At 72.5% G+C, this 12,014-nt stretch carries 13 protein-coding genes; 7 read left to right on the forward strand and 6 right to left on the reverse strand.

The window, feature by feature from the left end:
- Both ABZ215_RS41280 and ABZ215_RS41285 read left to right on the forward strand, forming a co-directional pair.
- A partial coding sequence (locus tag ABZ215_RS41280) for an integrase core domain-containing protein (RefSeq protein WP_354956235.1) occupies window positions 1–130 on the forward strand: 130 nt, incomplete at its 5' end.
- Window positions 131–208: 78 nt separating this feature from the next.
- The gene (locus ABZ215_RS41285) at window positions 209–1,312 is read left to right on the forward strand and encodes a hypothetical protein (RefSeq protein WP_354956220.1); all 1,104 of its coding nucleotides are present in this window, start codon (window positions 209–211) and stop codon (window positions 1,310–1,312) included.
- A 10-nt stretch (window positions 1,313–1,322) separates the two neighbouring features.
- On the opposite strand, the gene ABZ215_RS41290 is transcribed toward ABZ215_RS41285, so the two are convergent.
- Window positions 1,323–2,480 carry a helix-turn-helix domain-containing protein gene (locus ABZ215_RS41290; protein ID WP_354956222.1) on the reverse strand — a complete coding sequence of 386 codons (1,158 nt, stop codon included), beginning with the start codon at window positions 2,478–2,480 and terminating at the stop codon, window positions 1,323–1,325.
- Between the two features lie 165 nt (window positions 2,481–2,645).
- Between ABZ215_RS41290 and ABZ215_RS41295 the strand changes: the two genes are divergently transcribed.
- The 3 genes from ABZ215_RS41295 to ABZ215_RS41305 all read left to right on the forward strand — a co-directional run bounded on the left by ABZ215_RS41295 (window position 2,646) and on the right by ABZ215_RS41305 (window position 5,357).
- Window positions 2,646–3,860, forward strand: a complete 1,215-nt coding sequence (locus ABZ215_RS41295; protein WP_020418973.1) for an oxygenase MpaB family protein — start codon at window positions 2,646–2,648, stop codon at window positions 3,858–3,860.
- Between the two features lie 101 nt (window positions 3,861–3,961).
- A complete protein-coding gene (locus tag ABZ215_RS41300) occupies window positions 3,962–4,306 on the forward strand; it encodes a DUF6597 domain-containing transcriptional factor (protein WP_354956224.1) in 345 nt (114 codons plus the stop codon).
- A gap of 124 nt (window positions 4,307–4,430) precedes the next feature.
- The gene (locus ABZ215_RS41305; protein ID WP_354709850.1) at window positions 4,431–5,357 is read left to right on the forward strand and encodes an NAD(P)-dependent oxidoreductase; all 927 of its coding nucleotides are present in this window, start codon (window positions 4,431–4,433) and stop codon (window positions 5,355–5,357) included.
- A gap of 133 nt (window positions 5,358–5,490) precedes the next feature.
- Here ABZ215_RS41305 and ABZ215_RS41310 read toward each other — a convergent pair whose 3' ends face one another.
- From ABZ215_RS41310 to ABZ215_RS41320, 3 genes are read right to left on the reverse strand one after another with little or no spacing between them, the layout of a single operon-like run.
- The gene (locus tag ABZ215_RS41310; RefSeq protein WP_354956226.1) at window positions 5,491–7,662 is read right to left on the reverse strand and encodes a xanthine dehydrogenase family protein molybdopterin-binding subunit; all 2,172 of its coding nucleotides are present in this window, start codon (window positions 7,660–7,662) and stop codon (window positions 5,491–5,493) included.
- A complete protein-coding gene (locus tag ABZ215_RS41315) occupies window positions 7,662–8,621 on the reverse strand; it encodes a xanthine dehydrogenase family protein subunit M (protein ID WP_354956228.1) in 960 nt (319 codons plus the stop codon). The genes ABZ215_RS41310 and ABZ215_RS41315 overlap by 1 nt, the downstream gene beginning before the upstream one ends.
- Window positions 8,608–9,060, reverse strand: coding sequence for a (2Fe-2S)-binding protein (locus tag ABZ215_RS41320; protein WP_020418979.1), 453 nt, complete (start codon window positions 9,058–9,060; stop codon window positions 8,608–8,610). Before ABZ215_RS41320 ends, ABZ215_RS41315 begins: the two co-directional genes overlap by 14 nt.
- 170 nt (window positions 9,061–9,230) lie before the next feature.
- On the opposite strand from ABZ215_RS41320, the gene ABZ215_RS41325 reads away from it, so the two are divergent.
- On the forward strand, window positions 9,231–9,800 hold the full coding sequence (locus tag ABZ215_RS41325) for a TetR/AcrR family transcriptional regulator (RefSeq protein WP_020418980.1): 570 nt from the start codon (window positions 9,231–9,233) through the stop codon (window positions 9,798–9,800).
- Between the two features lie 145 nt (window positions 9,801–9,945).
- Entirely contained in the window at window positions 9,946–10,737 is a 792-nt protein-coding gene (locus ABZ215_RS41330; protein WP_354956231.1) for an HD domain-containing protein, read from the forward strand.
- On the opposite strand, the gene ABZ215_RS41335 is transcribed toward ABZ215_RS41330, so the two are convergent.
- Window positions 10,738–11,139 (reverse strand): arsenate reductase ArsC, encoded by a 402-nt coding sequence (locus ABZ215_RS41335; RefSeq protein WP_237340118.1) that lies wholly within the window; start codon window positions 11,137–11,139, stop codon window positions 10,738–10,740. It lies immediately after the preceding gene.
- A partial coding sequence (gene arsB, locus ABZ215_RS41340) for an ACR3 family arsenite efflux transporter (RefSeq protein ID WP_354956233.1) occupies window positions 11,136–12,014 on the reverse strand: 879 nt, incomplete at its 5' end. The genes ABZ215_RS41335 and arsB, both read right to left, overlap by 4 nt.

Raw genomic sequence — 12,014 nt, forward strand, 5'->3', positions numbered from 1 at the left:
CGCCTACGCCCAGCCCTGGACCTCCAACACCCACCGCCTGACAGCCTTGCCCACCTGGGTCCAGCACTACAACACTGAACGCCCACACTCCGCCCAAGCAGCCCACCCACCCATCAGCCGACTGCCCTGACCCTCCACAACCTGTCAGGTCACGACACCTAGGGACCGGGAAGCGCTTTCCGGCCCGGGTTGCTGGCAGACTGCCGCCGTGACGTTGTTGTTCGAGGGTGAGCTGCACGTGCACTACGGGCAGTTCTACGTGGAGAGCCGGACCGACGAGTTCTTCGACGGGCTGACCGACGCCCGCGGCGGTCAGTCGAACGGTCTGTGCGGGGCCGCGGTGCCCGGCCTGCTGTTCCTCACCACCGGCCTGCACACCGGGAACGTCGAACTCACCGTGGAGGTCCTGGACGGGCCCGCGCTGGTGGGGGAGGACTGGGAGGAGGTCGTCGAGGTGTCGTTCCGGCCGCGAACGGCGGCCGTGCAGCTGGTGCAGTGGGCGGCGGAAGCGAGCTGGCCCCTCGACCTCGAACCCGTCGACTACCGCATGCGGTACTGCGCGTCGGGCATTGAGCAGGCGCGGGCGAAGGACACCCGGCTGACCGGCGAACCCCCGCTCGACCGGTACCTGCTGCAGTTGTGGCCCGCGCCCCCGGCGGCCGACGTGGTCGTCCGGGAGACCAGCGCGACCGCCGCCTACTGGCACAAGCACGCCCGGACGCTGCCGCCGCCACCCACTCCGGAGCAGCGGGCGGAAGCCCGCCGGCGGGAACGTCTGAAACGCGAACGGGCCCGCCGGGAGGCCGCACGTGCCGCCGAAGCGCGGCGCTGGGGCGGGCGGCCGCCGGGCGAACGGCTCAAGCGCGTGAACGGCGGTCTGATCCTGGCGCGGCTCGACCGGGATCTGACCGACGCGATCGAGCGGCTCGACGAGACCACCCAGCGCGCGGTGGCCGTGTGGCTGGCTCGCCGGGCGTGCGACGTGGCCGGCCTGAGCGACCTCGACTGGGTCGCCCCGGCGCTGGCCGCGCTCGGGGACGGCGTAGCGGTGCCGCCGTTCGACGACCACGCCGCGGTTTTCGAGCGGCTGCACGGCGACGACCGCGTCGCCTACACGGCGGTGCCGTCCTACGAGGGGCGCCACGACCGGGTTTCGCAGCAGCACGCGGCCCTGCCCGCGGTCCTGTCGGCCGTGGCGGGCGACCCGCTGGCGGCGGCGCTGGAAACCCTGTTCCACGCCACGGTGACGTTCGGCAGCGGCTACTCCCGCCTGCACGCCGAGGTGCGCCGCGCGTTCCTGCGGCCCGCTTAGGCGCCCAGGATCAGGCACCCAGCGCGCTCAGCACCAGCGCCGACACGGTGGCGCGGTGCGCCGGGCTGTCCTCCCACCGCAACCGGCGCCCGGACTCGACCACCACGCCGAAACCGGCGTGCACCAGCACCCGCGCCTGCCGCGAGTCGAGCTCCGGCCGCACCGCCCGCAGGTGCTGCTCCCACACCGCGATGTGGTCCCGCTGCGCGGCGACCAGCGGGCGCCGCAGGTCGTCCGGCAGCCCGACGATCTCGGCGTTCGCGACGGTGGTGAGAGCGTTGTACTCGAAGCTGTACGCCACGTAGGTGGCCGTCAGCGCGGCGAGCGCGTCACGCGGATCGGTCACCCCGCGCAGGTTGTGGTCCACCGCCTGTGTCAGGAGCGCCGCCGCCTGCAGGCACGCCGCCGCGAGGATGTCGGCCTTGCCGGGGAAGTAGCGGTACAGCGCGGACGGGACCAGGCCGACGGCCTCGGCGATCCGGCCGTTGGTGACCGCGGCGAACCCGTCCCGTTCGAACAGCGGCACGGCGGCCGCGAGGATCTCCGAGCGCCGCGTCCGCGCCACCGGTTGCGCGGGGAGTTCGACCGCGTGCGTGGTGCTCGCTTCCGGATCGGCCGCCGCCACGCGCAGCGCGCAGCGCTGCAGCTCGTCCTCCAGCCGCCGCTGGGCGATCGACGTGTGGTGCATCGTGATCGACCCGATCGCGCCGAGCGCCGCCACGGCCCGCAGGTGCTCGCCGGGCCGCGGGTGCTCGCGCCGCACCGCCTCCGCCACCCGCTCGACGACACGCGCGAACTTGCCCCGCAGCACCCGCCGGTCCGCGCGGTCGAGGTAGCGGGACTCCCACCGGTAGAGCCCGCCGGACGCGCGGTGGGCGACGGTGACGCGGGTGGCGGCCGCGAGCACGTCGGCCAGGGGCGCTCCGGCGGGCACCTCGTCCAGCGCGGCGAGGAGGCCGTCGACCATGACGTCCGCGCACTCGGCGAACAACGCGTACTTGTTCGGGAAGTGCCGGTACAGGGCGGCGGCGGTGATGCCGACCCCGGCGGCGATCTCCTCCATCGACGCCGCGTGGTACCCACGCTCGCTGAACACGCGCCCGGCCGCGTCGACGATGAGCTGCCTGCGGTTGCGGGGCCGGACGGCCGCGGCCGGCTCTGCGGTCACCGTGCGTCGGACGTACGCGGGAACTGGGCCATACGCGCCAGTCAACCACGCCCCGCGCGGCTCCTCTTGCCGACCAGCCGCCGTGCTCGATATGTTAATGAGAAATCTCTTCATCGACTGGCAACGAATGCCCCACCACACCTACCAAGGAAGCTAGGTAAGTAAATGACCGATCTCAACCGACGGAAAGCACTGTCGCTCGGCGTCGCCCTGGGTCTGGTCGGCGCGGCGAGCGCCACGCCGGCGTGGGCGTGGTCCCCGGCCGGGTCGGTGGCGGGCACCGGCACGGGCGCCGACCCGTGGTGGGTCTGGGACGACGAGGTGGACGCCGTCGTGGCCGGGCTCTTCGCCGAGGGCCGCATCCCGGCGGTCAACACCGCGATGGCGTCCTGGGTGAACAACCGCGACCCGCTGCCCGCCGGCCTGCCCGCCGAACTGTCAGCTTGGCTGCAGAAGGTCAACAAGCTGCCCACCTGGGCCGACCCGGTCAAGCTGCGCCGCGCCGCGGACTTCAACCGGCGCAAGGACACCTACCTGTTCATGCTGTACGGGCTCGGCAGCGGCATCATGAGCACGGTCATCCCGCGGGAGGCCAAATCGGTGTACTGGTCCGCGGGCGGCGCCGACATGCAGGACCGGGCGGCGAAGACGTTCACCTTCGGCTACGACCTGAGCGACCTCGACGCGTTCGAGCCCTCAGGCCAGTTCGTGGTCACCGCCAACAAGACGCGCCTGGTGCACGCCGCGGTACGGCACCTGCTGCCGCAGTCGCCGCACTGGCGGGCGGTGGCCGACGAGCAGAAGCGGATCCCGATCAGCAACGGCGACATCCTGATCACCTTCCACAGCCTGGGCACCTTCGTGCACCGCAAGCTGATCGAGTGGAAGGTCCCGATGTCGCCCGCGGACGAGGAGGCCTTCCTGCACTCCTGGCAGGTCGCCATCCACCTGCTCGGCGTGCGGGAGGAGTTCATCCCGAAGACGTGGGCCGAGGCGGACGCGCAGTCCGCGTCGGTGCTCACCCCGCTGCTCGCGCCGACCTTCGAGGGCCAGGAGCTGGCCGAGGACCTGCTGGGGCTGACCGCGCAGATCGACCTGGGCGTCACGCGCGGTTTCCTGAACGAGTTCGTGCGGTACGTGCTGAGCGACGAGATCGGCGACTGGCTCGGACTGAGGCGGGACTACGCGGCGGCCGGGCTGATCCGCGCCGGGTGGCCGGCCTACATCGCCTTCCGGGAGGGCCTGCTGCCCGTCGCGCCCGCCGGGTTCTACATGTTCGACCAGTTCATCCGGGCGATCGCGATGCTGTTCCTGAACAAGGGCACGTCGGCGACGACCACGCCGATCACCATCCCCACCGGGAACCGCCCCGGAACCTGATCCGTGCGGTCGTCGCGCCCGGTGCGGCGGCCCGAGCGCGACGACCGCGCTTCCAGCACCGTGCCTTGACGCCGTTCGCGCCCGCGCGGTTGGCTTCGGAGATGACCCTGGGGGAGTCGTACGTCGAGCGGCCGCCGTTGCCGGCGCTGGCCGGAGTGGTGCGCACGGTCTGGATCCAGCGCACCGGCGACGCGCCGTACGTGCAGCGGCACCTGCCCACCGGCGGGGTCGAGATCCACTTCCCGCTCGGCGGCCGCCCGCAGCTGCTCGGCCCGCTCACCGGTCCGCACCAGGCCCACCTCAGCCGGGAGTGCCTCCGCCTGACCGGCGTCACCCCGCGTGAACTCCTCGGCGGTGACGTCGAACGCTGCGCCTGCGGCCACGATCACTCCGCGTCGTACCTGCCGTTCCTCGCGCGGCGCGACCGGGCGCCCCTGCTCGTCTGATTCCTGCGCGTTTTGTTCAAGAGCCGCCGCCGCGCCGCTCCTAGTGTCGTCGCCGCGGTCGAGCGCGCCTGCGACCCGCACCGGTTCTCCGGCTTCCCCAGGCGATCACCAGCGAAGGAGCGCAATGACCAAGGTTCTCGTCACCGGGGGGCTGGGAATGATCGGCGCCCACACCGCCCGCGCGCTCGCCGACCTCGGCCGGGAGGTGGTCTGCACCGCCCACCACCGGGCCGAGGTGCCGTCGTTCCTGGCCGGCGAGGTCGCCGTCGAGGCTCTCGACGTCACCGACCGGGACGCGTTTCTCGCCCTCGGCAGCCGCCACGACATCGGCGACATCGTCCACCTCGCCGGCAGCGTTCCCGGCGACGACCCGGTGGCCTTCTTCCGCACCGACACGGCCGGCCTGCTCAACGCGCTCGACGCGGCCCGCGTCTGGGGCGTGCGCCGGTTCGCCGTCGCCAGCAGCCTCGGCGTCTACTTCGGACGGACCGAAGTGCCGTGGCACGAGGAACTCCCGCTGCCGTCCGCGGCCCTGCCACACCTGATCATCGCGTTCAAGAAGGCCGTCGAGCCGCTCACCACGCACGCCCTGCGCGGCAGCGGCGTGCAGCCGGTACTCCTCCGGATCGGGAGCACCTGGGGTCCGTTGATGGACCCGGAGTCGCCGTTCAACCCGATCCCGCCCTGCATCAGCGCGGTGCTGCGCGGTGAGCAGCCCAAGCCGCTGTACGCCGACGACGGCGGCGACAGCTGCTACGCGCCCGACGCGGGGCGCGCGATCGCGATGCTGACCACGGCGGAAACGCTGCGGCACGACACCTACAACGTGTCCCGCGGCGAACCGTTCACCAACCGCGAACTCGCCGAGGCCCTGCGGGCGATCACGTCCGGGCCGGCGCTCGACGTCCGGCCGGGACGGCAGAACGGCCCGGGTCCCGACCCCTACCTCGACATCACCCGGCTCACCCAGGACACCGGTTTCACACCCGCGTTCGACACCGCCGCGGCGGTCGCCGACTACGTCGCGTGGCGCGCCGGCAACCCCCGCTGAACGGACATCCCGTCATCGACCCGGACGTGCGCCGCGATCCGCGTCTCGCGCTGTCCCTCGCCCCCGCCGGCAACCCCTTCGAGCCGGGTCGTCGTGCGGGGGCGGGGCGTCGCCCTGATCGGAACCGGGCGGGTCAGTCCAGCAGGTCCTTGATCCGGATCGGGATGTGGCGGACGCGGATGCCGGTCGCGTTGTGGATCGCGTTGGCGACCGCCGCCGCCACGCCCACCGTGCCGATCTCGCCGAGGCCCCGCGCGCCGAGGTCGTTGTGCAGCGTGTCCGGGTACTCCACGAACTCGACCTCGATGTCCGGGATGTCGGCGTTCACCGGGATCAGGTAGCCCGCGAGGTCGGCGTTGGCGAACCGGCCGCTGCGCTCCACCTCGAAACCCTCGTGCAGCGCCGCCGACACACCCCAGATCATGCCGCCGCTGAGCTGGCTGCGCGCGGCCTTGTCGTTGATGATCCGGCCGCCGTCGAAGACCCCGAGCATCCGCGACACCCGGGCCTCGCGGGTGAGGCGGTGCACCCGGACCTCGACGAACTGCGCGCCGAACGAGCTGAACGAGTGCTTGGTCATCTCCTCGCCCGGCGCCGACGACCCGACCGCGGTGAGGCTCGGCCTGCCCACCGCGCGCAGCACCTCGCCGAAGGTCATCGACCGGCCGCCGCCGTGGACGCGGCCGTCGGCGTAGGTGACCTCCTCGCCGGCGAACGGCGCCCCGGGAGCCGAGGCCAGCGCCAGCAGTTCGTCGATCACCTGCCCGGCGCCCGCCATGATCGCCGTGCCCGCGCTCGCCGTCGCGGTGGACCCGCCGGACATCCCGCCGGGCGGCAGAGCCGAGTCGCCGAGGCGCGGGGTGATCCGGTCCGCCGGGATGTCCAGCGATTCGGCGCCCACCAGGGACAGCACGGTCAGCAGGCCGGTGCCCGGGTCCGCGCCGCTGGTCGCGATGTCCGCCGTGTCGTCCGCGTTGAGCGTGATCCCGACCGACGCGGGGAACCGGAGCGCGGGGAACATCGCCACGGCCACGCCCATGCCGACCAGCCAGTCCCCGTCGGTGCGGCCGCCCGGCCTGCGGTCGGCCCACCCGAACCGCTGCGCGCCGATGCGGAAGCACTCGTCGAGGTGCTTGCTCGACCACTGCAGGTCTTTGCCGGGCGGGGCGAGCGAGTTGTTCCGCTGCCGCAGCTCGATCGGATCCATGCCGAGCGCGTCGGCCAGCTCGTCGATCGCGCTCTCCAGCGCGAAGGAGCCGGGCGCCTCGCCGGGCGCGCGCATGAACGTGGTCGGCGGCAGGTTCAGCGGCACGATCCGCTGGCTGATCTGCAGGTTGCGCGTCGCGTACCACTCGCGGGACGTGCCGTGCGAGGTCGGCTCGATGAACGAGCGCGCGGTGTCCGTGCTGCACCACGAGTCGTGCCGCAGCGCGACCAGCGTGCCGTCCCGTTCCGCCCCCAGGGTGATCCGCTGCACCGTGGCCGCGCGGCCCGCCGTCGCCGTGAACACCTGCTCGCGGGTCAGCGACGCCTTCACCGGCCTGCCCAGCGCGCGGGACGCGGCGGCCGCCAGGAACGCGGGCGCCGAGGTGCGGCCCTTGCCGCCGAACGCGCCGCCCACGAACGGGTTCACCGCCCGCACCGCCGCCGGCTCCAGCCCCAGCGCCATCGCCAGCTCCATGGCCTGCAGGTGGGCGCCCTGGTTTCCACTGTAGACGGTGAGGGTGCCGTCGTCCCACACCGCGACGGCCGAGTGCGGCTCCATCGGGGTGTGGTTCTGCGCCGCCGTGCGGTAGGTCGCGTCGACGACCACCGGGCTGGCGGCGATCGCGTCCTCGATGGACTCGACGCCGTCTTCGAGCACGCTGAGCGTCGGCGGCGCGTCCACGTGCCCCGGCGACGCCTCGATGGCCGTGGCCAGCCCGTCCTCCAGCGAGGTCACGGCGGGCAGCTCCCGGTAGGCGACCTCGACCAGCATGGCCGCGTCCCGCGCCTGCTCGAACGTCTCCGCGACGACGAACCCGATCGGCTGGCCGACGTAGGTGACCTGCCGGTCGCGCAGCGGGATCCACGTCTCGCCGAACATCGGCATCGTGACCGCGTTCAGCGCCAGCGGGTCGAAGGGGGAGTACACGCCGAGCACGCCCGGGGCGCTCTTCGCGGCGGTGACGTCCATGGACTCGATCTCGCCATGCGCGATCGTGCTGACCACGATGTAGCCGTAGACCATGCCCGGGAAGTTGTGGTCCACGCCGTACTTCGCGCTCCCGGTGACCTTCAGCGGCGCGTCCAGCCGTGCGGGCATCAGCGGCTCCCCTCGGTGACTTCGAGCAGCGCGCGGACGATTGTCCGCGGCAGCAGGGACAGCTTGAAAGCGTTTTCCGACAGCGGCCGTGCGCCGTCGGTGGCGAGGGCGGCGGCCGCCGTGAACGACTCCTCGGTCGCCGGCTTCCCGCGCAGGGCCGCCTCGACGGCGGTGAGCCGCCACGGCATGGTGGCCACGCCGCCTGCCGCGACCCGCGCGTCGGCGACGATCCCGTCCCGCACGTCGAGTGCGACCGCGGCCGAGCAGAGCGCGAACTCGTAGGACTGCCGGTCGCGCACCTTGACGTAGGTGGAGTGCGTGGCCCAGTCCAGACGCGGCACGACGACCTCGGTGATCAGCTCACCGGGGCGCAGGTCGTGCTCGACGTGCGGGGTGTCGCCCGGCGTGCGGTAGAAGTCGGTCAGCTTGACCGTGCGCTCGCCGTTCGGCCCGGCGAGCCGGACCCCGGCGTCGAACGCGACGAGGGCGACCGCCACGTCACTGGGGTGGGTGGCGACGCACTTGTCGCTCGTGCCGAGCACCGCGTGCATCCGGTTCGCGCCGTCGAGCGCGGGGCAGCCGCTGCCCGGCTCGCGCCGGTTGCAGGGCGTGGTCACGTCGCGGAAGTACGTGCAGCGCGTGCGCTGCATCAGGTTGCCGCCGATGCTGGCCATGTTGCGCAGCTGCTGGGACGCGCTGAGCAGCAGGGCGCGGGAGATCGCCGGGTACACGCCGGGGTGCGCGGCGATGTCGGCCATCCGCTCCAGCGCGCCGATCCGCAGCCCGTCACCGGTGTCGATGCCGCGCAGCGGGAGCCCGTTGATGTCCAGGACGCGTTGCGGGGTCAGGACGTCGAGCTTCATCAGGTCGACGAGCGTGGTGCCGCCGGCCAGGAAGGTGCCGGGGGAGTGCAGCGCCTCGGCGACGGTGGCCGGGGCGGTCAGCTCAAAGGCTCGCATCGGCCCTCCTCGCCTGCTCCACGGCGCGGACGATGTTCGGGTACGCCGAGCAGCGGCACAGGTTGCCCGACATGAACTCGCGGACGTCCGCGACGTCCTGTTCGACCGCGGCCACCGCGGACATGACCTGCCCCGGCGTGCAGAAGCCGCACTGCAGGGCGTCCTGGTCGGCGAAGGCCCGCTGCACGGGGTGCAGCTCGTCCCCTGTGGACAGTCCTTCGACGGTGGTGACCGGTTCGGTCACGGTGGCGGCGAGCGTGAGGCAGGACAGCACGGGCCGTCCGCCGACGTGCACGGTGCAGGCGCCGCACTGGCCGCGGTCGCAGCCCTTCTTGGGGCCGGTGATCCCGAGTCGCTCGCGTAGCGCGTCGAGCAGCGTGACACCCGGGTCGACGCTCAGGTGTTCGGGGTGGCCGTTCACTTCGAGTGAGATGTCCACTGGGTCTCTTCCCTGACGGCGTGGTGGGTCCGGAAACGGAAGCGGATATTTATCCGCTTGCTCTCGACGGTATCGGATTACAATCCGCTTCGCAACGAAGAGTACGCCCGGAGCAGCTCCAGGTGGGCGGGTTACCGTGAAGCGGCACCGGAACGGCGAGGGAGGGACCAATGACGACGGGTTCGGTCAGCCCACGGCGTGCCGACACCCGCCGCAATCACGAGCGCATCCTCGCCGTCGCGGCGCAGACCCTCGCCGAGTCGGGGGAGGTGTCGTTCAACGCGATCGCCAAGCGCGCCGGGGTCGGCGTCGGCACCGTGTACCGCCACTTCCCGGCGGCCGCGGACCTCATCCTGGCCGTCTACGAGCGGGAGGTCCGGCACCTGCTGGAGGTAGTGCCGGAGCTGCTCGAGCACGCCGGGCCGGCCCGGGCGTTCCGGACCTGGGTGACCGACCACCTGGCGCCGTACATGATGACCAAGCGCGGGCTGGCGAAGGCGCTGGCCGAGGCGACGGCGCAGCGCGGCACGCTGCCGGTCAGCGCCGTCCAGTCCATCCGCGAGGCGATGGAAGCGCTGCTGACGGCCGGCGTCGAGGCGGGCCTGGTCCGCCCCGGGGTGGACGTCGAGACGGTGATGCGCAGCCTGCTGGGGCTGCTCCACCTCGACCCCGAGGACGACTGGCAGCGCCAGACGGCGGACCTGGTGGACCTCGTGTGGCGCGGTCTTCGCCCGGACTGAGCACCAGCGACTGCTGCCGGGTGCCGCTCCTGGCCGCCCGGGGACGAAGGTCACTTCTCCGGGTAGCGCGCTGTACTCGCGGGTAGCCGTCTGGCAGGGTCGTGACTCCGGCCGCGTTCGCGGGCCGTGTGGAAGGGGTGAGCACGTGCCCGGGACTCTGGAGAAGATCGCCCACGGGCGCCGGGGTGAGCAGGAGATCCGGCGTTTGGAAGGGCTTCTGCGGCTGGAGCAGCCGCAGTTCGCGCCCGGTGTGGTGCACGAGTGGGTGGCGCGCGAGTTCGCCCGGTTCGACGGCGCCCCGGTGCGGGCCTACATCCCGATCCTGGTGGAACGCGCCGTCCGGGCGCGGCTGCGCGCGACGCCCGTGGTGCCCTGCTCGCCCGCCGCGGACCTGGTGGACTGGGCGCGCGGCACGGCCGAGATCCTGCTGGCCGGGGAGCTGCCGCGCCGCTGGCAGCACACCCGGGGAGTGGCCGGGCGGGCGCGCGAGGTGTCCGCGGTCCTGCCGCCCGCCGAGCGCGCGGTGCTGGTCGCGGCCGCCTGGCTGCACGACATCGGGTACGCGAGCCCGGTGTCGGCCACCGGGCTGCACTCGCTCGACGGTGCCCGGTTCCTGGCCCGGCTCGGCGTTCCGTCCCGGGTGTGCGCGCTGGTCGCGCACCACTCCGGCGCGGCGGCCGTGGCCTCGTTGAGCGGGCTGGCCGGGGAGCTCGCCGAGTTCGGTGACGAGCGCGGGCCGGTGCGGGACGCGTTGTGGTACTGCGACATGAGCACCAGCCCGTGGGGCGAGCCGGTCTCGTTCGAGGAGCGGATGGCCGAGATCGAGACCCGCCGCGGCCCCGAAGACCCGGTGGTCCGGGCGCTGGCGATCAACCGCGCCGAGCGGGCCGCCGCGGTCGAGCGGACCACCGAGCTGCTCCGCCGGCGTTCCTGCTGATCAGCTGCCCGCCAATTCGGTGAGCAGTGCCCGGACGCGCCGGTCGATCTCGTCGCGGATCGGTCGCACGGCGTCGACGCCCTTGCCTGCCGGGTCTTCGAGCTGCCAGTCGAGGTAGCGCTTGCCGGGGAAGACCGGGCAGGCGTCGCCGCAGCCCATGGTGATCACGACGTCGGCGGCCCGCACGGCGTCCGTGGTCAGCGGCTTGGGGAATTCCTTGGACAGGTCGAGGCCGATTTCGCGCATGGCTTCGACGACGGCCGGGTTGATGGTGTCGGCGGGGGCGGAGCCGGCGGAGCGCACGGTGACCCGCCCGGCGGCGTGGTGGTCGAGCAGCGCGGCGGCCATCTGGGAGCGGCCGGCGTTGTGGACGCAGACGAAGAGGACTTCAGGTGTGGTCATCGGGTGGTCTCCGTTGTGGTGAACCGGCGGCGGAGGGCGAGCGAGACGTAGACGAGCGCGACCAGCACCGGCACCTCGATCAGCGGGCCGACGACCCCGGCGAGGGCCTGGCCGCTGGTGGCCCCGAAGGTCGCGATGGCGACGGCGATGGCGAGCTCGAAGTTGTTGCCCGCCGCGGTGAAGGCGAGCGTGGTGGTGCGCTCGTAGTTCAGGCCGAGCGCCTTGCCGAGGGCGTAGGAGCCGGCCCACATGAGTCCGAAGTAGACCAGCAGCGGAAGCGCGATGCGGGCGACGTCCAGCGGGCGGCTGGTGATCTGGTTGCCCTGCAGCGCGAACAACACCACGATGGTGAACAGCAGTCCGTACAGGGCGACCGGCCCGATGCGCGGCAGGAACCGGGTTTCGTACCAGTCGCGGCCCTTGCCTCGTTCGCCGAGACGGCGCGTGAGGTATCCGGCGACGAGCGGGATGCCGAGGAAGATCAGCGTGCTCTTGGCGATCTGCCACCCGGACACTGACAGGCTGGTGGTGTCGAGGCCGAGCCGGCCGGGCAGGATCTCCAGGTAGAACCAGCCGAGCGCGCCGAACATGATCACCTGGAACACCGAGTTGAGCGCGACCAGCACGGCGGCGGCTTCGCGGTCGCCGCAGGCGAGGTCGTTCCAGATGATGACCATGGCGATGCAGCGGGCCAGGCCGACGATGATGAGGCCGGTGCGGTACTCGGGCAGGTCCGGCAGCAGCAGCCACGCGAGGGCGAACATCAGCGCCGGCCCGATGAGCCAGTTCAGCACGAGCGAGGGCCACAGCAGTTTCCGGTCGCGGGTGACCGAGTCCAGCCTGTCGTAGCGGACCTTGGCCAGCACCGGGTACAT

Source organism: Amycolatopsis sp. NPDC006131 (assembly GCF_040614175.1).
GTDB lineage: Bacteria > Actinomycetota > Actinomycetes > Mycobacteriales > Pseudonocardiaceae > Amycolatopsis_E > Amycolatopsis_E tucumanensis.